General features: G+C 69.5%; 16 protein-coding genes and 1 pseudogene. 12 read left to right on the top strand and 5 right to left on the bottom strand.

The genetic code is table 11. The features are described 5' to 3' along the window. Positions 1-27: 27 nt before the first annotated feature. From Q0D75_RS08170 to Q0D75_RS08155, 4 genes are read left to right on the top strand one after another with little or no spacing between them, the layout of a single operon-like run. Positions 28-1410, top strand: coding sequence for an LLM class flavin-dependent oxidoreductase (locus tag Q0D75_RS08170; RefSeq protein ID WP_291051617.1), 1383 nt, complete (start codon positions 28-30; stop codon positions 1408-1410). Beyond that, positions 1407-2429, top strand: coding sequence for an ATP-binding cassette domain-containing protein (locus Q0D75_RS08165; RefSeq protein WP_291051614.1), 1023 nt, complete (start codon positions 1407-1409; stop codon positions 2427-2429). Before Q0D75_RS08170 ends, Q0D75_RS08165 begins: the two co-directional genes overlap by 4 nt. Further along, positions 2426-3193 (top strand): methionine ABC transporter permease, encoded by a 768-nt coding sequence (locus Q0D75_RS08160; protein WP_291051611.1) that lies wholly within the window; start codon positions 2426-2428, stop codon positions 3191-3193. The genes Q0D75_RS08165 and Q0D75_RS08160 overlap by 4 nt, the downstream gene beginning before the upstream one ends. Positions 3194-3227: 34 nt before the next feature. Continuing rightward, complete coding sequence (locus Q0D75_RS08155; protein ID WP_291051608.1) at positions 3228-4142, top strand: MetQ/NlpA family ABC transporter substrate-binding protein; 915 nt, start codon at positions 3228-3230, stop codon at positions 4140-4142. Here Q0D75_RS08155 and Q0D75_RS08150 read toward each other — a convergent pair. Next, the gene (locus tag Q0D75_RS08150; protein ID WP_291051605.1) at positions 4136-5083 is read right to left on the bottom strand and encodes a DMT family transporter; all 948 of its coding nucleotides are present in this window, start codon (positions 5081-5083) and stop codon (positions 4136-4138) included. The genes Q0D75_RS08155 and Q0D75_RS08150 overlap by 7 nt on opposite strands. Positions 5084-5160: 77 nt before the next feature. Continuing rightward, positions 5161-6465 (bottom strand): alpha/beta hydrolase-fold protein, encoded by a 1305-nt coding sequence (locus Q0D75_RS08145; protein ID WP_291051603.1) that lies wholly within the window; start codon positions 6463-6465, stop codon positions 5161-5163. 173 nt (positions 6466-6638) lie between these two features. On the opposite strand from Q0D75_RS08145, the gene Q0D75_RS08140 reads away from it, so the two are divergent. Beyond that, a complete protein-coding gene (locus tag Q0D75_RS08140) occupies positions 6639-8021 on the top strand; it encodes a glycine--tRNA ligase (RefSeq protein ID WP_291051600.1) in 1383 nt (460 codons plus the stop codon). Positions 8022-8181: 160 nt separating this feature from the next. Beyond that, positions 8182-9609 (top strand): L-serine ammonia-lyase, encoded by a 1428-nt coding sequence (locus Q0D75_RS08135; protein ID WP_291051597.1) that lies wholly within the window; start codon positions 8182-8184, stop codon positions 9607-9609. Positions 9610-9618: 9 nt separating this feature from the next. Here the strand turns inward: Q0D75_RS08135 and Q0D75_RS08130 are convergent, their stop codons facing one another. Continuing rightward, positions 9619-11475 (bottom strand): alkaline phosphatase family protein, encoded by a 1857-nt coding sequence (locus Q0D75_RS08130; RefSeq protein WP_291051594.1) that lies wholly within the window; start codon positions 11473-11475, stop codon positions 9619-9621. After that, positions 11472-12428, bottom strand: a complete 957-nt coding sequence (locus Q0D75_RS08125) for an aldo/keto reductase (protein ID WP_291051591.1) — start codon at positions 12426-12428, stop codon at positions 11472-11474. The genes Q0D75_RS08130 and Q0D75_RS08125 overlap by 4 nt, the downstream gene beginning before the upstream one ends. Before the next feature lie 136 nt (positions 12429-12564). Between Q0D75_RS08125 and Q0D75_RS08120 the strand changes: the two genes are divergently transcribed. Further along, positions 12565-13332, top strand: a complete 768-nt coding sequence (locus Q0D75_RS08120) for a TipAS antibiotic-recognition domain-containing protein (RefSeq protein ID WP_291051588.1) — start codon at positions 12565-12567, stop codon at positions 13330-13332. A gap of 22 nt (positions 13333-13354) precedes the next feature. Here Q0D75_RS08120 and Q0D75_RS08115 read toward each other — a convergent pair whose 3' ends face one another. Beyond that, a complete protein-coding gene (locus Q0D75_RS08115; protein WP_291051585.1) occupies positions 13355-13945 on the bottom strand; it encodes a GNAT family N-acetyltransferase in 591 nt (196 codons plus the stop codon). A 119-nt stretch (positions 13946-14064) separates the two neighbouring features. Between Q0D75_RS08115 and Q0D75_RS08110 the strand changes: the two genes are divergently transcribed. The 5 genes and pseudogenes from Q0D75_RS08110 to Q0D75_RS08090 form a co-directional block, all read left to right on the top strand. After that, entirely contained in the window at positions 14065-15120 is a 1056-nt protein-coding gene (locus Q0D75_RS08110) for a hypothetical protein (RefSeq protein WP_291051582.1), read from the top strand. Beyond that, the gene (locus Q0D75_RS08105; protein ID WP_291051579.1) at positions 15117-15809 is read left to right on the top strand and encodes an ABC transporter ATP-binding protein; all 693 of its coding nucleotides are present in this window, start codon (positions 15117-15119) and stop codon (positions 15807-15809) included. The genes Q0D75_RS08110 and Q0D75_RS08105 overlap by 4 nt, the downstream gene beginning before the upstream one ends. After that, on the top strand, positions 15806-17053 hold the full coding sequence (locus Q0D75_RS08100) for an ABC transporter permease (protein ID WP_291051577.1): 1248 nt from the start codon (positions 15806-15808) through the stop codon (positions 17051-17053). The genes Q0D75_RS08105 and Q0D75_RS08100 overlap by 4 nt, the downstream gene beginning before the upstream one ends. A gap of 159 nt (positions 17054-17212) precedes the next feature. After that, positions 17213-18256 carry a TerC family protein gene (locus tag Q0D75_RS08095; protein WP_291051574.1) on the top strand — a complete coding sequence of 348 codons (1044 nt, stop codon included), beginning with the start codon at positions 17213-17215 and terminating at the stop codon, positions 18254-18256. Next, positions 18253-18477: pseudogene (locus Q0D75_RS08090) on the top strand (cation-transporting ATPase); the annotation flags it as partial. The gene Q0D75_RS08095 and the pseudogene Q0D75_RS08090, both read left to right, overlap by 4 nt.

The raw sequence follows: 18477 nt of genomic DNA, 5'->3' as shown, positions 1-18477 counted from the left end.
CCGCAGGCGGCGGCAATCATGGCGGGCGTGACCAAGCAGATCCGATTCAACGCCTTCGACATGAACTGCGTCGCCCATCAGTCCTCCGGCATGTGGCGCCACCCCGACGACCAGTCGTGGCGGTACAAGGAGCTCTCGTACTGGACGGGCCTCGCGAAACTGCTCGAGCGCGGCTCGTTCGACGGCATCTTCATCGCCGACGTGCTGGGCACCTACGACGTGTACGGCGGCTCGAACGAGGCCGCGATCCGGCACGGCGCCCAGGTGCCCGTGAACGACCCGATCCTGCTCATCTCGGCCATGGCCGCCGTGACCGAGAACCTCGGATTCGGCGTGACCGCGGGCACCGCGTACGAGCACCCCTACCCGTTCGCCCGGCGGATGTCGACGCTCGACCACCTCACCGGCGGCCGCGTGGGCTGGAACGTCGTGACCGGCTACCTGCCGAGCGCCGCCCGCAACATGGGCCACGACGACCAGCTCGAGCACGACGAGCGCTACGACGTGGCGGACGAGTACCTCGAGGTGCTCTACAAGCTCTGGGAGGGCTCGTGGGAGGACGACGCCGTCATCCGCGACCGCGTGTCGGGCGTGTTCACCGATCCCGCGAAGGTGCACGAGATCGGCCACTACGGCAAGCACTACACGGTTCCCGGCATCCACCTCGCCGAGCCCTCGCCGCAGCGCACCCCGGTGATCTACCAGGCCGGCGCGAGCCCCCGCGGCATCGCCTTCGCCGCCGGCAACGCCGAGGCGATCTTCGTGGCCGCGCCCACCAAGACGGTGCTGAAGGGCGTAGTGAAGAACATCCGCGACGCCCTCGAAGAAGCCGGGCGCGACCGCTACTCGGCGAAGATCTACACGCTGATCACGATCATCACCGACGAGACCACCGAGAAGGCCCACGCCAAGCACGCCGACTACCTCAGCTACGCCAGCGAGGAGGGCGCCCTGGTGTTCATGTCGGGCTGGATGGGCGTCGACCTCTCGCAGTACGACCTCGACGAGCCGATCGGCAACGTCAAGAGCAACGCCATCCAGTCGGCGGTCTCGAACTTCCAGGCCGCGAACGACGACGGCGGCGAATGGAAGGTGCGCGACATCGCCAAGCTGGGCGCGATCGGCGGGCTCGGCCCGTTCATCGTCGGCTCGCCCAGCGAGATCGCCGACGACCTGCAGGCCTGGGTCGAGGAGACGGATGTGGACGGCTTCAACCTGGCCTACGCCATCACGCCCGGCACCTTCGAAGACGTGGTGGAGTTCATCATCCCCGAGCTGCGCCGCCGCGGCGCCTACCCCGAGGGCTACGCGCCCGGCACCCTGCGCAACAAGCTGCACGGCCGCGGCGACCGCCTGCCCGCGGAGCACCACGGCGCCCGCTTCACCATCGGCGAGGCGATCACGACATGATCGGCCTCCAGCAGCTCACCAAGGTCTACGGCCACGGCGCCGACGCGACCGTGGTGCTCGACCACCTCGACTTCCGCGTCGACACCGCCGAGATCTTCGCGGTGGTCGGGCCGAGCGGTGCCGGCAAGAGCACCCTCGCCGCCTGCGTGAACCTGCTGGAACGCCCCACCTCCGGCTCCGTCGTGGTGAACGGCGAGGTGCTCTCCGATCTCTCCGAGGCCGAGCTCCAGGTCGCCCGGCGCCGGATCGGCACGATCTTCCAGTCCGACGGCCTGTTCGCCCGCCGCACCGCCGCACAGAACGTGGCCCTGCCGCTGCAGTACCTCGGCGTCACCGCCGCCGAGACCAGGCGCCGTGTCGCCGAGCTGCTCGACCGGGTCGGACTGGCGGATCGGGCCGGCCACTACCCGCACCAGCTCTCCGGCGGCCAGCGCCAGCGCGTCGGCATCGCCCGCGCGCTCGCCCTGAAGCCCTCCGTGCTGCTCTCCGACGAGGCCACCTCGGGCCTGGACCCGCAGTCGACCGAGGCCATCGTGTCGCTGCTGAAAGAGCTGCGCGACGACCTGGGACTGTCGATCCTGTTCATCACGCACGAGATGGACACCGTCCTGAAGGTGGCCGACTCGGTCGCGCGCCTCGACCACGGCCACATCGTGGAGTCGGGCCGCATCGTGGACCTGCTGCAGGATCCGGCCTCCGATCTCGGCCGCGCACTCCGCCCGTGGCGGGGCCACACCGAGCCCGAGACCGGCGAGACCGCGTGGCAGCTCGCCTACGCCGCGAAAGCGGTTCCGACCGACTGGATCACGCAGCTCTCCGAGCGCCTCGGCGTGCCCGTCTCGCTTCTCGGCGCCTCGATCGAGACGATCAACGGCGCCACTGTCGGCCACGCGACCGTGGGCCTGCCGGCGATCGAGGCGCACCGGGTCGTCGCCGCCGCCGAAGAACTGGGGCTCGCAGCGGAGCGCGCGAGCGCGGGCGCCGGCGACGAGATCGACGAACTGGAGCGGGTCGCGTGAGCGCGCTCGCCGGGTTCGGGGTTCTCGCCAACCAGACCGTGCCGCTGAACGAGATACCCGCGCTGGTGTTCCCGGCCCTCGGCGAGACGCTGATCATGGTGGGCATCACCATGGCCATCGTCGTGATCGTGGGCATCCCGCTCGGCTCGATCATCTTCAATCTCGCACCGGGAGGCCTGTTCGAGAACCGCTCGCTGCACACCGTGCTCAGCTGGGTGATCAGCATCGGGCGCTCGCTGCCGTTCCTGATCCTGATGGCCGCGATCATCCCGTTCACCCGCTTCGTGACGGGCACGAACATCGGCATCCCGGCCGCCGTCGTGCCGATGTCGATCGCGGGCATCGCGTTCTTCACCCGGATCGTCGAGAACTCGCTGCGGAGCATCCCGCCCTCCTACGCCCGGGTGGCCAAAGCATCCGGCGCCTCGAACCTGCAGGTGATCCGCACCGCGCAGCTGAACGAGGCGGTGCCCTCGATCATCGGTGGCCTCACCATCAACACCATCGCGATGATCGAGTACTCGGCCATCGCGGGCACGATCGGCGCCGGAGGCATCGGCTACGTCGCCGTGACCTACGGCTACCAGCGCTTCGACAACACCGTGATGGGCGTGACGATCGTCATCCTGGTCGCCACCGTCGCCGCGGTGCAGCTGATCGGTGACCGCCTGGTGCGCTTCACCACGCCCCAGCTGCGCACCTCCACCCGCGCCGGCTCCCGCCGCGCCACCACCCTCCGCACCAAGACCGCCGTCCAGGCGTAAATCACTCCCACCCACCGAAAGGCACAGCACAGCCATGTCCGCATCCACCCCTCCTCCCTCCTCCTCGCCCGAGACCGATCACGGCTTCGAACTGAAGAAGCGCCGCCGCTGGCCCTGGATCGCGGGCGGCGCGGTCGTGGTGATCGGTGTCGCCGCCGCCATCACGATCCCGCTGGTGAGCCCCGCCACCTCGGCCAACGAGGTCGAGGGCGCCACCCTCACCGTCGTCACCGCCGAGGGCAACGCGGCCGAGGAGGCGCTGGTGGAGTTCGTGGCCGAGAAGGTCGCGCCCAAGTACGGCATCAAAGTCGAGTTCCGCGGCCTCTCCGACAGCACCACCCTGAACAGCGCGGTCAGCTCGGGCGAGGTCGCCGGCACCATCTACCAGCACAAGCTCTGGCTGAGCCAGGTTCTCGAGGCCAACCCCGACTTCAAGGAGACGGCGGCGACGCCCGTCTTCCGCTGGGGCTTCGGACTGTGGTCGCAGAAGTACACCGACGTCTCGCAGATTCCGGATGGCGGCACGGTCTCGCTCTACTCCGACCCGGCCAACGAGGCGCAGGGCCTGCAGATCCTCGAGAACGCCGGCCTGATCACGCTGAAGGACGGCATCGACAAGTCGTACGCGACTCAGGATGACATCGCCGAGAATCCGAAGAACCTGCAGTTCGTGCTGCTGGACTTCGCCGCCCAGTCGCGCGCGCTGCCCGACCTCGACGCGGCCGTCGGCTACACCGAGTACTACCTCGCTGCCGGCATCCCGATCGAGCAGCAGATCTTCGCCCCCACCGCGCCCGACGACTTCGCCGGCCAGCTCACCGTGGGCACCGACTACCTCGACACCCCGAACATCAAGAACCTGATCGCCGCGTTCCAAGACCCGGCCGTGCAGGAGTTCCTGGCGACCGACCCGACGGTGAAGGGCATCCTGCTGCCGCTGGATCAGTGAGCTTCGGCGGAGGCCTCCACCGCGTCCTTGTTCTGCGCGGCCGAGAGCAGGAAGACTCCGCCCACGGCCACCGCACCGGCCAGCACGAACGCGATCACCGCCCAGATCGGGGCGCCCGCGGCCTCGCCGAGGATCGTGATGCCGAGCGCCACCGCCACCACGGGGTCGATCACGGTGAGTCCCGCCACGACCAGCTCGGGGTTGTTCGAGGCGTGCGCCACCTGCACGAAGTAGACCGAGAGCCCGCCGGCCACCAGGATGCCCAGCACGCAGAACAGCGTGAGCACCGTCGCGGCGTCGAAGTGGAACTCCGTGCTCAACACCGTCTGCACGCGCAGGATGACGGTCTTGCCGAGGGTCGCCACGAACCCTGTGAGCAGCCCGCCGGCGAGCACGTAGACCATCGGATGCACCGGGCGGTCGCGCACCCGCGAGAGCACGAAGACCCCGGCCAGCAGCAGAAGCACCACGGCGAGCACGATCAGGATGGCGACCAGCTGCGTCTCGACGATCGGGTGCTGCTCGGCCACGATCGCCGCCACCGTGACGAACACGCCCACGCCCACGATGCTCACCAGGATCGCGCGCGCCACCCGCCGCGAGGGCCGGTGCCGGGTGAGGATCGCCGTGAGCAGCGCCGCGAACACCAGCGCCGTCACGCCCACGGGCTGCACCACGATCAGCGGCGCGAGCGAGAGGCTGGCCAGCTGCACGATGATCGAGAGGGCGAAGGCGACGCTGCCGAGCAGCCAGATCCGGTTGCGCAGGAGCCGGGTGAACTGGCGGGCGCCGAGCGCGGCATCCGCACCCGAGCGCGCCTGCACCTTCGCCACCCCGCGTGACTGCAGCTCGTTGCCGATGGCCAGCAGGGCGGCGGCGAGGATGGCCAGCCCGATGCCGGCCAGCGGCAGGTTGGTGATGGAGATCTCGTCGGGCGTCATCGTTGGTGGCCTGTCATCCGAGGTGTCCTGTCATCTCGTGCGTCCCCATGGCACGAAGCTACCCGATCTCGGCCGTTTCAGCCCGTCGATGCGAGCCCCCAGCGCGGATAGAGCAGGGGGAAGGCGTGATCGAAGCCGTAGGCGATGGTGTCGACGTCGTGCCCGGTGCCGGGCGAGATGAAGAGCGAGGTGCGCATGCCGGCCTCTGCGGCGGCCGCGGAGACGCTGCGGGAGGCCGAGAGGAAGGGCTCGTCGTCGGTGCCGTCGGCGAAGATCGCGTCGGTGTCGGCGAAGGGCGCCCCGGCGGCCAGCATCGCTCCGGCCTGCGCGTGGTCGTAGGCCTTGACGTCGCCGCCGAAGCCCTCGTCGATCGTCTCCTCGGGGCTGCCGAGGTCGGGTCCGAGCTCGCCGGCGATGTCGATCACGTTCCCCCAGAGCTCAGGGAAGGCGGCGGCGAAGCGGATAGCGCAGCCCCCGCCGTTCGAGAAGCCCGCGATGGTCCAGTTCGCCGGCCCGGTCAGCACGTTGAAGGTCTTGGCGATGTAGGCGGGCACGTCGACGTTGACGTAGGTCTGCGCGTTGCCCTCGTAGCCGTCGATGCAGAGCGGGTTGTCGTCGCCGTCTCCGCCGAGCTGGTCGACCGACACCACGATGGGGGCGAGCCCGCCGTGCTCGGCGGCGAAGGAGTCCAGGCTCGCGCCGATGTCGGAGACGTCGGGCGCTCCCGGCTGGCCGCTCATGAAGACCACCACCGGAAGCGCCGGCGCATCCGGCAACCGGGCGGCGGGCGGGAGGTAGACGATGGCGTCGCGGGCCGGGAAGCCGGATGCGGTGGCCGGTATGGTCACCGTGCCCTCGGTGCCGGTGGTGGGCATGCCGGGCGGGGCGGTCCAGGATGCGGCGAGCGCGCCGGGCGGGTTCGTGGAGTGCGGGGCTAGCGACGAGACGTTCAGCGGCTGCTCCACGGGCATGTCCAGTAGGTCGCCGACGTTCTTGGCGATGCCAGAGGCCGAGGCGACGCCGAGCGCACCGCAGAGGGCGAAGACGGCGATGGCGAACACGGCCACGAGTTTGCGCCACCACCGGGAGAGCCACAGGTTCGCGATCGCGAGGCCGACGGCCGCGCCGGTCGCGGCGATCCATAGGCGCACGTCACGCTCCATCGGCGAGTCGAAGACGTCGAGCACGTCTTGCAGCAGCCAGGTGGCGGCGAGGGCCAGCAGCGCGCCGCCGAGCAGGGCGAGCGGAGCCGTGAGCAGCCAGCGGCGGGTGGGGCGTCGGATGACGAGCACCAGCACGAACGCGACGGCGATCAGACGGATGGCCCAGATCGCGGGGCCGTGGTCGATGCGGATGGCGAGTAGCCAGACGGGTACGTCCATTCCCCTCCTGCTGGGTGCGAGCCGGCGTCGACCGGGCCTGCCGCCATCCTCACACCGGCCAGCTGAAGGGCGTCTGAGCACCGACGGCGTCTGAGCGCTTCAGCCCGCCCCGGTAGAGTTGTGGCTGATCCCGCACGAGCAGCCGGCCGCGCGGAACAACCGGAGATCACACCATGCCTGCATCCCGTCTCGATTCCGTCATCGCCCTGGCCAAACGCCGCGGCTTCGTCTTCCCGACAGGAGAGATCTACGGCGGTACCCGGTCGGCCTGGGACTACGGGCCACTCGGCGTCGAGCTCAAAGAGAACATCAAGCGCCAGTGGTGGAAGTCCATGGTGCAGGGCCGCGACAACGTCGTGGGCCTCGACTCGGCCGTCATCCTGCCGCGCACGGTGTGGGAGGCCTCCGGCCACGTCGAGGTGTTCTCCGACCCGCTGGTCGAGTCGCTGCACACGCACAAGCGCTACCGGGCCGACCACCTGCTCGAGCAGTACGAAGAGAAGCACGGGCATCCGCCGGTCAACGGCCTCGCCGACATCCGCGACCCCGAGACCGGGCAGCCCGGTTCGTGGACCGAGCCCAAGAACTTCTCCGGCCTGATGAAGACCTACCTCGGCGCGGTCGACGACGAGGGCGGGATGGCGTACCTGCGCCCCGAGACCGCTCAGGGCATCTTCGTCGACTTCAACGCGGTGCTGAACAGCTCGCGGCAGAAGCCGCCGTTCGGCATCGGCCAGATCGGCAAGAGCTTCCGCAACGAGATCACGCCCGGCAACTTCATCTTCCGCACCCGCGAGTTCGAGCAGATGGAGATGGAGTTCTTCGTCAAGCCCGGTGAAGACGAAGAGTGGCACCAGTACTGGATCGACGAGCGCTTCAACTGGTACGTCGACCTCGGCATCGACCCGTCGAACCTGCGGCTCTACGAGCACCCCGCCGAGAAGCTGTCGCACTACTCCAAGCGCACCGTCGACATCGAGTACAAGTTCGGGTTCACCGGATCGGCCTTCGGCGAACTCGAGGGCGTCGCCAACCGCGGCGACTTCGACCTCACCACGCACTCGAAGGCCTCCGGCACCGACCTGTCGTACTTCGACCAGACCACGAACGAGCGGTGGACGCCGTACGTGATCGAGCCCGCGGCCGGACTCACCCGCTCGCTGATGGCGTTCCTGGTCGACGCGTTCCATGAAGACGAAGCCCCGAACACCAAGGGCGGCGTCGACAAGCGCACCGTGCTGAAGCTCGACCCGCGCCTGTCGCCGGTGAAGGCCGCCGTGCTGCCGCTGTCGCGGAACGAGGCGCTCTCGCCGCTGGCCAAGACACTGGCCGCCGACCTGCGCAAGAACTGGAACGTCGACTTCGACGACGCCGGCGCCATCGGCCGTCGCTACCGCCGGCAGGATGAGATCGGCACCCCGTTCTGCATCACGGTCGACTTCGACTCGCTCGACGACAACGCGGTGACCGTGCGCGAGCGCGACTCCATGGCGCAGGAGCGCATCTCGCTCGATCGCCTCACCGGCTACCTCGCCGAGAAGCTCGTCGGAGCCTGACGCCCCTTCCCCTTCCTCTCTTCTCTTCCTCCTCCTCGCGACCCGTCGATTTCAGCCCTAAACCCTGGTTTTCAGGGCCGAAATCGACGGATCGCGAGGAGTTCTTGCGTGTTCGGGAGGATGCTCCAGAGGCGGAATGCGAGCGGATTAGGGTGGCGGGATGACGTTGTCGTCCCGCTCCGCTCCTGCCGCCGACGCCTCCGGAGAGCGGATCGCGGGAGTGTTCGAGCTGTTCTCGATCGGGATCGGGCCCTCGAGCTCGCACACCGTGGGACCGATGCGGGCGGCGCGCGAGTTCGCCCTCGAGTGCGCGGCGGCGCATCCGGGGGTCGCTCCCGACGCGCTGAGCGTCGCCGTCTACGGGTCGCTCGCCGCGACCGGTAAGGGGCACAACACGTTCGGGGCGGTGCTGCTCGGCCTGGAGGGCGGTGAACCCGAGAGCATCGATCCCGAGGCCGGGCGGATGCGCGTGGACGAGATCGACGCCGGCGCGCCCCTGCGGCTGGCCGGTTCGCCGGCGGCCGGCATCCGGTTCGGCACCGTCGACATCGCGAAGCATCCGCTGGTCGTTCGAGGCCGCTTCGCGAACGAGATCGCCTTCTCGGCGCGCTTCGGCGACACCGTGCAGGCGGCGACCTTCTTCTCGATCGGCGGCGGCTTCATCCTCCGCGAGGGCGCCGACCCGTCACCCGCCGCCGTGCCGCCCGCCGCCGAGCCGCATCCGTTCGCCTCGGGCGCTGAGCTGCTCGCGGTGTGCCGGGAGAGCGGGCTGAGCGTGGCCGGGGTGGTGCTCGCGAACGAGGCCGCACGGCATCAGCAGGGCGCCGAGGGTGTGAGTGAGGGGCTGCAGCGCATCTGGTCGGTGATGCGCGAGTGCATCGAGGCAGGGCTGTCGACCGAGGGCGAACTGCCGGGCGGGCTGCGGGTTCCGCGGCGCGCGGCCCGGCTGGCGCGGGCGCTCGTGGCCGACGGCGCCGGTAACTCGCCCGAGTGGGCCACCATCGCGGCCATGGCCGTGAACGAGGAGAATGCCGCGGGCAACCGCGTGGTGACCGCCCCCACCAACGGGGCCGCGGGAATCGTGCCGGCCGCGCTCTACCACGCCCTCGGGCGCCGCCATCCGGATGCGTTCGATTCGGCAGACGCGCGACGCGACGTCGAGGTCTACCTGCTCACGGCTGCGGCCATCGGCGGCATCATCAAGCAGCGCGCCTCCATCTCCGGAGCGGACGTCGGCTGCCAGGGAGAAGTGGGATCCGCCTCGGCGATGGCCGCTGCGGGCCTCGCGGCACTGCTCGGCGCGAACGCCGCCCAAGTCGAGAACGCGGCCGAGGTCGCGATGGAGCACCACCTCGGCCTCACCTGCGACCCGATCGGCGGCCTCGTGCAGATCCCGTGCATCGAACGCAACGGCGTGGCCGCGGTCACCGCCATCACGGCGGCCAAGCTGGCGGTCAGCGGCGACGGCGCCCACCACGTGAGCTTCGACCAGGTGGTGGAGACGATGCGCCAGACCGGCGCCGACATGAGCGACAAGTACCGCGAGACCTCCCGCGGCGGCCTCGCCGTGAACGTTCCGGAGTGCTGAGCAGGACTCTCAGGCGCCGGGCGTCGGGGAGTGCGAAGGATCGGGAGTGGCCTTCGGCGTCGGGGTGCCGTCGATCGAGTCGAGCGTGCCGAAGAGCTGGCCGTTGACGTTCTGCGTCTCCATCAGCGCTGCGTAGGCCTCGCCGTAGGTGTCGGGTTCGGGTTCGCCCTTCACCCCGTACTTGGCGATGACCAGACCCAGCAGGCCCTTCGCCGGGTTGCTGATCGGCTTCGCCCGCTGGTCTTCGGAGGTGGCGTCGAAGCTCACCTCGGGGTTCGGCGGCGTGTACTGCGGCAGCGTCTGCGGCCACTCGGATGCGGGGCGCGGCTTCTTCAGGTTCACCGCGTCGAACATGTCGCGCGAATTCACGTCACGGTGCGTCAGTGGCTTGAGCCCATGCAGCTTGGTGAGCGTGGCGATCACCGATCCGTGGTCCATCTGCTCGTTGATGATGGTGTTCTTCGCGGTGTAGGCCGAGATCGCGATCGCCGGCACGCGGCAGCCCAGGCGGTCGAAGGTGAAGTCCATCTCGCCCGCCTCGCCGGTTCGGGGTGGCGTGGCGGAAGGCGGCGGCACGTGATCGTAGGTGCCGCCGTGCTCGTCGAAGGTGACGAGCAGCATGGTGTTCATCGCGTTCGATCCGGTCGGGCTGTCGCTGGAGCGCACGGCCGAGTAGATGGCGTGCAGCAGCGCATCGCCGGCGCGCGCATCCGACACCGCACCGTCGATCACGACATCGCCGTCATCCGTCGCGTCGTCGCTCTCCCGCAGGGTGCCGTGCGGCGGATGCATGTCGTTGTGGTTGTAGATCATCCGCGGTTCGATGAAGCAGTAGTCGGGCAGGTCGCCGTTCGCCACGTCGTCGTAGAACTGCTCCATCACCCGGAAGTTCGTCTTCCAGTACGGCTCGAGCACCGGTGCGTGCAGCACGCCCGTCATCGACACCAGCTGCGCGGCGTCGTAGTAGACCCGCCAGCTGAGGCCGGCCTCTTCGAGGCGGTTGAAGATGGTGGGCGCATCGTTCGCGGCGTCGAGCCACTTGTCGTAGCCGCCGTCGCCCTTGTTGGTGACGTAGCCGTGCGAGGTGGAGGCGTGGAAGAACACCCGGTTGCAGAAGGTCTGCGAGGGCACCGCGCTGAACCAGTGGTCGTAGACCGCGAAGTTCTTGGCCAGCGTGCTGAACACGGGCAGCATGTCGGGCGTGAAGCCGCCCATCGCCAGCTCGTACTCCTTGCGCGAGGGCTCCTTCTTGTTCTTGGTGAGCCGCTTGTAGTTGATGATGTAGTCCTGCACGAAGCCCTTCATGGTGGGGCTCTCGTTCGGACCGGGCGCGTTGTAGGGGTACTGCAGGCCGTTGGCGTGCAGGTCGCTGTTGCCTTCGGGGTCGACCTTCTGGAACAGCTGCGTGTTCACGTGCGAGTACTCCTCGCCCGGATCGGGGTTGGGGCTCCCCATGATCTCGTCGGTCGAGCCGGTGTAGGCGTGCGCCTTGATCACCTCGTCGGTGCCGGGCACCGGGTTCGAGTGGTCGCCCTGGTGCAGCCCCTCGAAGCTCTGGCCGTCTTTCAGTTCTTCGTTCTTGTAGAGCCAGCCGAGCAGGTTGTCGAAGGAGCGGTTCTCGTACATCACCACGACGAGGTGCTCGAAGCCGGGCTCGGCCTCCGGCGTCTCGGGTGCGAAGTCGAGCGAGGACTCCTGCGCGTAGACGCCCGCGCCGATGGCCGCACCGGCCACGCCGCCCGCGGCAGCTCCCGCCGCGCCGACGGCGGCGGCCTTCAGGAACGCGCGCCTCGAGGCCACCGCCCCCGCGGCATCCGGAGCCGCCGGAGTGGGCTCGACCTTCTTGCGACCGAACGGTGGAGTCATGCGGTGCCGCCCGGATTCCACGCGGAGACCTCGTCGAGCCGGGCCACCTCGTCGGCGGTGAGCTGCGTCGAGCCGACGGCGAGAAGGTCGGCGACCTGATCGAGACGGCTGGCGCTCGCGATCGGAGCCGTGACGCCGGGCTTGGCGACCAGCCAGGCCAGAGCGGTGGTGGCGATCGAGACGCCGTGCGCCGTGCCGATCTGCTCCAGCGCGTCGATGATGGCGAGACCCTGCGAGCTGACGTACTTCGAGGCCGACGCCGCCCGGGTGCTGCCCTCGAAGTCGCTCTTCGAGCGGTACTTGCCCGTGAGGAATCCGCTCGCCAGTGCGAAGTACGGCATGATGCCGAGGCTCTCGCGCAGCGCGATGGGCACGAGGTGGTCTTCGACGTCGTTGCGGTGCACGAGGTTGTAGTGCGGCTGCAGGGCGACGGGCCGCGCGAAGCCGTTCGCGTCGGCGATCTCGAGGTAGCGCACGGTGTTCTCGGGCGAGAAGTTCGACAGGCCGAGGTAGCGCACCTTGCCCGCCCGCACCAGGGCGTCGAACGCCGCGGCGGTCTCCTCCAGCGGCGTCTCGGGGTCTTCGGCGTGCGCGTAGTACAGGTCGATGCGGTCGGTCTGCAGGCGGCCCAGCGAGGCATCCGCCGCCGCGGCGATGTTCGCGGCCGACAGTCCCTTGAACTGCGGATGCTTCGCCACCTTCGTGGCGATCACGGTCGCGTCGCGCGACCCCCGGCGGGTGAACCACTCGCCGAGGATCGTCTCGGACTCGCCGCCGACGTTGCCGGGGGCGCTGGCCATGTAGGTGTCGGCGGTGTCGATGAAGTTGCCGCCACCGGCCGCGTGGGCGTCGAGGATGTCGAACGAGGTGTCACGGTCGGCCGTCCAGCCGAACACATTTCCGCCGAGTGACAGCGGGAACACCTCGAGGTCGCTCGATCCGATGCGTGCCATGGCGGTCTCCTGAATTCGTCGGTACTGCACTTCGCCGGTGTTGCGCTTTCGATCGACGTTACTACGAGCCCGCAGGCCGGCCTTGACATTGACGCGACGTCAACTCGTAGTCTCGCCTGTGGAGGAGATGATGACCATGACGACCGACTGGCCGATCCAGGAGGTGGCCCGGCTTACCGGTGTCACGAGCCGCACGCTGCGCCACTACGGCCAACTCGGGCTCGTGGAGCCCAGCCGGATCGGCGCGAACGGCTACCGCTACTACGACCAGACCGCGCTCGTGCGGCTGCAGCGCGTGCTGCTGCTGCGCGGACTCGGCCTCGGGCTGCCGGCGATCGCCGAGGTGCTCGAGAAGCACACGGATGCTCCGGCCGCGCTCCGCCGGCACCTCGAGCTGCTGCGCGACGAGCAGCAGCGGCTCGGACGGCGGATCGCCTCCGTGCAGTCCACGATCGAGATGATGGAAGGAGGTGATGATCTGATGGCAGACACCATGTTCGACGGCTTCGACCACACTGCTCACAAAGAAGAGGTGACCGAGCGCTGGGGTGCCGACGCGTACGCGACGAGCGACGCCTGGTGGCGCGCGAAGTCGCCGGCCGAGAAGGCCCGGTGGCAGCAGCGCCTCGAGGCGCTGCAGAGCGACTGGCGCGAGGCCGCCGCCCGCGGCGCCGACCCGTCGGGAGCCGAAGCGCAGCAGCTGGCCCAGCGCCAGTACGACTGGCTCGCCGGTGTGCCCGGCACACCCACCGCCCCCACAGGTGGCCCCGCGAGGGACTACTTCGTGGGCCTCGGCGACCTCTACGCCACCGACGAGCGCTTCGCCGCCCACTACGGCGGCCTCACCGGAGGCGCCTTCGTGCGCGACGCGCTCGCCGCCTACGCGGCCGAGCACCTCGCGTAGCCCGCGCCTCCCCGCCCGCACCTCACCGGGAACCGGGCGGGGAGGCGAGGGTGAGCGGTTTGCGCATCTCGAGCTCGCGCTGGGCGGGGTCGAGCGGGTAGGGGCGGGTGACGCCCGTCTCCACGAAGCCGCGGGAGCGGTAGGCGGCCACGGCGCGCGCGTTGTCCTCGTTCACCTCGAGGCTGAGCGAGCCGCCCCGGGTCGCCGCCCATTCCTCGATCACGCCGAGCAGATCATCCGTCACGCCGATCGCCCGGCCGCGGTGCGAGGGCGCCACGTACACGCCGTAGAGGTAGGCCCCGGATGCGCCGAGCGGCACCTTCGACATCATGGTGGCCACCCAGCGCCCCTCGTCGGTGATCGCGACCACCGTGATGGAGGCCTGCGAGGAGCCGTCGCGCGCCCAGGCCCGCCACTGCGCCTCCGGCCGCCGCAGCGCCTGAGCGCGGGTCTCGAGGTAGGCGATCGGCGTATCGGCCAGCATCTCCAGACGCAGCGCCCGCACCTCGGGCCAGTCGGCCTCGACGGTGCGCCGCACGATGAACCCACGGCCCGGCCCGGCAGCTGCCGGCCGGCCGGCATCGGAGGCGGGGCGGGTTGCATCCTCGTTCATCGTCCGAGTCTAGGATGGCGACCGATCATAGCGGGGGCACCTTTGCAGAGCCCAGGGGAACGCGTTCGATCGGTCTGCGAGAGTAGATCTACCACTGTCGTAGAGCGATGAGGAGTCACGTGGGCGTCGTCCGGAAATGGGTGTTCCCGATCCTCAGGATCGTCATCATCGCGGTGATCGCCGTGGCCCTCGCCAAGCTGGCCTTCTTCCCCGATCAGGCGGTGGAGGCCGATCCGGCCGTGCCGACCGGCGAGATCGTGGAGCCCCGCACCGCTGCGACGCTCGGCACCATCGTGAACGACGTGCTGGTGAAGGCCACCGTGTCGGCCGATCCCGCGATCCCGGTGAAATCGACCGCGGCCGGCACGGTCGACGAGATCTTCGTGGCCCAGGGCGCTCCCGTCGCGGCCGGCGACGTGGTGTTCGACGTGAAGGTGCAGATCGAGCGCGATCCCACCGAGACCGTCGACGCCGAAGGCAAGCCGCTGCCGGCGATCTTCCGCTACGAGCAGGTGCTGGCGCCGGCATCCGGAACCCTCAGCGCCCTCGGCGTGATCGCCGGACAGGACGTGACCATCGGCATGGTGGCCGGCCAGGTCGCGCCGCCCACCTTCTCGGTCTCGGGATCGCTGCTGCCCGAGCAGCAGTACCGGCTGATCGACCAGCCCACCGAGGCCTCGATCGCCATCACCGGTGGGCCCGCGCCGTTCACCTGCACCGGGCTACGGATCGTGACCCCGCTGCCCGGCAGCGACGGCGGATCGGGCGGAGGCGGCACGGAGGGCGGCGCATCCGGTCTCGGCGCGACCGGCGGCGGCGGATCGGGCGGCTCGACCACGACCGTCAGCTGCCCGGTGCCCGACGGCGTCACCGTGTTCTCGGGCCTCGCGGCCGAAATGACGATCGCCGGCGGAAAGGCCGAGAACGTGCTCGTGGTGCCCACCACCGCCGTGCGCGGAGCGGCGCAGAGCGGCACCGTCTGGGTGAGCACCGCGGATGGCGCGACCGAGGAGCGCGCGGTGGGCCTCGGCCTCAGCGACGGCAGCCAGGTGGAGGTGACCGGCGGCCTGGCCGAGGGCGAGGAGATCCTGCAGTTCGCGCCCGGCGCGCTCGCCGTGACCCCGGGCGCCGACGGCTGCACCACGTTCCCCGACGGCTCGATGGCCTGCGCGTGAGCCTGCTGCAGCTCGAAGACGTGACCCGCACGGTGCTTCCGCCGGATCAGCCGGCCCTCACCATCCTGAACGGCGTCGACCTCACCGTGGAGCCGGGCGACCGCATCTCGATCGTGGGGCGCTCCGGATCGGGCAAGTCGACCCTGCTCAACCTGATGGGCCTGCTCGACGTGCCCACCAGCGGGCTGCTCAGCTTCGACGGCAAGCCCGTGAAGTCGTACTCGGGAGCCGCCCGCGACCGCGTGCGCGGGGCGCAGATCGGCTTCATCTTCCAGCAGTTCAACCTGCTGCCCGGGCGCACCGCGCTCGAGAACGTGGCCATGCCGCTGCTCTACGCCGAGGGCCGGCAGTTCTGGCGTCGCCGGGCGCTGGCGGCCGGGATGCTCGAACAGGTGGGTCTCGGACACCGGGTCGACAGCATGCCCGACCGGCTCTCCGGCGGCGAGCAGCAGCGCGTGGCGATCGCCCGGTCGCTCGTGCGCGGTCCGCGGCTCATCCTCGCCGACGAGCCCACCGGCGCGCTCGATCTCGACACGGGGCAGAGTGTGATGGAACTGATCGACGAGGTGGCGACGGGAACGGGCGCGGCGCTGGTGACGATCACGCACGACCCGGCGATCGCCCGGCGCGCCCGCGACCACTTCCGGCTCGACCGGGGCGTGCTGACCCGGGCGGAGGTGCTGGCATGAAGCGGATGCTCACCGGCTTCGTCGGCGCGGTGCTCGAGGCCTGGCAGGAGCTGCGCGTGCACCGCACGCGGGTGCTGCTCTCGCTGATCGGCGTAGCGGTGGCCGTGTGCTCGCTCACCACGGTGGTGGCGCTCGGCGGCATCGTGCAGCAGGCCAACGAAGAGCTCAGCGAGCGTTCGAGCGGGCGGCCGGCCACCCTCTACCTCTCGGCGTACACGAACGACGGATCGGCCGTGGACGCCGAGACGATGGACTCCACCTGGGCCGAGACGCTCGCCCGCTACGACATCCGCTACGGCAGCCGCGTGATGCAGGGCGGCGAGCTCGTGCCCTTCGTCACCGGCGCCGCGAATGTTGGTGTGCAGGCGGTCGATCAGCCCTACGGCGACATGCACCGCGTGAAGGTGAGCGAGGGCTCGTGGTTCGCGCCCGGCGACGAGGAGCTGCTCGCCCCACCGCTGGTGGTGAACGAGGTGTTCTGGGACAGGCTGGGGCGCCCGGATCTGCAGACGCATCCGGTGGTCAGGCTCGGCGGGGAGGACGGCACGACCGCGGTCGTCGTCGGCGTGTATCCCGCTGCCGGCTGGGAGACCGAGCCCGCCATGTACCTGCTCGCCGGCGACTACCAGGCGATGCGGGAGGCGGATCCGGCAGGCAGCGCGGTCGACCCCTCGGGCTTCGGCGGCGGGCAGACGCAGTACGAGATGTGGGTTCCGCCCGAGATCTCCGACCAGCTGACGGAGGTGCTGAAGCGCGACTTCACGGCGGCGCTCGGCGACGGGGCGCAGGTCGACGTGTTCCGGCAGGACTACGCGCAGTTCGGCGACGACCCGTTCCTCGTCACGAAGCTCGTGGTCGGCGGGATCGCCGTGCTCGTGCTGCTGCTCGGAGCCCTGGGGTTGGTGAACATCGCGCTCGTGACGGTGAAGCAGCGAGTGCGGGAGATCGGCATCCGGCGCAGTTTCGGGGCGACCGCGGGGCGGGTGTTCTTCGCCGTGATGATGGAGAGCGTGGTGGCCACCATCGCGGCCGGCGCCGTGGGGGTCGTGGCCGCCGTCCTGCTGGTGCAGAACCCGGTCACGATGGAGTTCGTGGGCCAGGGGATGGTGAGCGACTTCCCGCCGTTCCCCGCGGAGGCCGCACTGCTCGGGCTGCTCGCGGCGACCGTGGTGGGGGCGCTCGCAGGCCTCCTGCCGGCACTCGTGGCCGTGCGCGTGAAGGTGATCGACGCCATCCGCTACTGATCCGTCTGGTAGACTTGTCGGCAACAAGGGGAGTACTCCCGGCTGCGGCCGGCCCGTCAATACGGATGTGAAGTCGCATCCCGGGCCGCCGGTTCTGATGAAAGTCAGAACGGAGGAGACCTTGGCGTCATCGTTTCGCCAACCCCTTTGGAGCACCCTGTGCAGGTCACCTTCCTGACGTGGATCATCACGATCGCCGTCACCATCGCGTTCTTCGTCTACGAGTTCTTTGCGCACGTGCGAAAGCCGCACGAGCCCACCATTGCCGAGTCGGCCCGCTGGTCGGCGTTCTATATCGGTCTCGCGCTGCTGTTCGGCGTGGGTATCGGCGTGGTCTCCGGATGGACCTACGGCGGCGAGTACTTCGCCGGCTACCTCACCGAGAAGGCGCTGTCGATCGACAACCTCTTCGTCTTCCTCCTGGTGATGGGCGCCTTCGCGGTGCCCAAGGCCTACCAGCAGAAGGTGCTGATGATCGGCATCGTGATCGCGCTCATCCTGCGCGGCGGGTTCATCGCCGTGGGCGCCACGCTGATCGAGAACCTCAGCTGGATCTTCTACCTCTTCGGCGCGCTGCTGCTGTTCCTGGCCTACCGCCAGGCGTTCAGCTCGCACGAGTCCGACCCGGCCAACGGGCGCTTCATGAAGCTCGTGCGCCGCATCCTGCCGGTCTCGGATGAGTACAACAAAGACAAGCTGACCGTCGTGAAGAGCGGCAAGCGCTTCGTGACGCCGATGTTCCTCACGATCATCGCGATCGGCTTCATCGACCTGATCTTCGCGGTCGACTCCATCCCGGCCATCTACGGGCTCACCAACGAGGCGTACATCGTGTTCACCGCGAACGCCTTCGCACTGATGGGCCTGCGGCAGCTGTTCTTCCTCATCGGCGGACTGCTCGAACGCCTCGTGTACCTCTCGCAGGGCCTCGCCGTCATCCTCGCCTTCATCGGGGTGAAGCTCGTGTTCCACGCCCTGCACGTGAACGAGCTGCCGTTCATCAACGGCGGGCAGCACGTGGAGTGGGTGCCCGAGATCCCGATCTGGTTCTCGCTGCTGTTCATCGGCGCCACGATCACGGTGGCCACGGTCGCGAGTCTCGCGAAGACCCGCGGCGACGCCCGCAAGGGGCAGGCACTCGGTGCTCCGGATACCGATGCGACCCACACCCGCACCACCGACACGAAGGAGGATCACCGATGAGCGGCTTCTCGCGACTGCTCGGGATGGCCCAGAAGGCTCTCGACAAGACGACGTCATCGGGCGGTTCCGGTGCGAATGGTTCCGGCTCGCAGGGCGGCACCGACTGGCGCTCGATGGTGCGCAACGCCGCCGAGGCCCTGACCGGTGACGGGCAGCAGGCGCAGCAGGGCCCCGGCCCGACCCCGACCCCGCGCCCGCAGAGCAGCCCGACCGCGGCTCCG

This window comes from Herbiconiux sp. (assembly GCF_023264855.1).
In the GTDB taxonomy this organism is placed as follows: domain Bacteria; phylum Actinomycetota; class Actinomycetes; order Actinomycetales; family Microbacteriaceae; genus Herbiconiux.
The sequence above is the reverse complement of the archived record's forward strand: the minus strand, read 5'-3'. Positions and strand labels throughout refer to the sequence as shown.

Coding starts and splice junctions, on each gene's coding strand:
- Q0D75_RS08165 (WP_291051614.1), top strand. CDS start 1,407: ATGATCGGCCTCCAGCAGCTCACCAAGGTCTACGGCCACGGCGCCGAC.
- Q0D75_RS08155 (WP_291051608.1), top strand. CDS start 3,228: ATGTCCGCATCCACCCCTCCTCCCTCCTCCTCGCCCGAGACCGATCAC.
- Q0D75_RS08150 (WP_291051605.1), bottom strand. CDS start 5,083: ATGACGCCCGACGAGATCTCCATCACCAACCTGCCGCTGGCCGGCATC.
- Q0D75_RS08145 (WP_291051603.1), bottom strand. CDS start 6,465: ATGGACGTACCCGTCTGGCTACTCGCCATCCGCATCGACCACGGCCCC.
- Q0D75_RS08140 (WP_291051600.1), top strand. CDS start 6,639: ATGCCTGCATCCCGTCTCGATTCCGTCATCGCCCTGGCCAAACGCCGC.
- Q0D75_RS08135 (WP_291051597.1), top strand. CDS start 8,182: ATGACGTTGTCGTCCCGCTCCGCTCCTGCCGCCGACGCCTCCGGAGAG.
- Q0D75_RS08130 (WP_291051594.1), bottom strand. CDS start 11,475: ATGACTCCACCGTTCGGTCGCAAGAAGGTCGAGCCCACTCCGGCGGCT.
- Q0D75_RS08125 (WP_291051591.1), bottom strand. CDS start 12,428: ATGGCACGCATCGGATCGAGCGACCTCGAGGTGTTCCCGCTGTCACTC.
- Q0D75_RS08120 (WP_291051588.1), top strand. CDS start 12,565: ATGACGACCGACTGGCCGATCCAGGAGGTGGCCCGGCTTACCGGTGTC.
- Q0D75_RS08115 (WP_291051585.1), bottom strand. CDS start 13,945: ATGAACGAGGATGCAACCCGCCCCGCCTCCGATGCCGGCCGGCCGGCA.
- Q0D75_RS08100 (WP_291051577.1), top strand. CDS start 15,806: ATGAAGCGGATGCTCACCGGCTTCGTCGGCGCGGTGCTCGAGGCCTGG.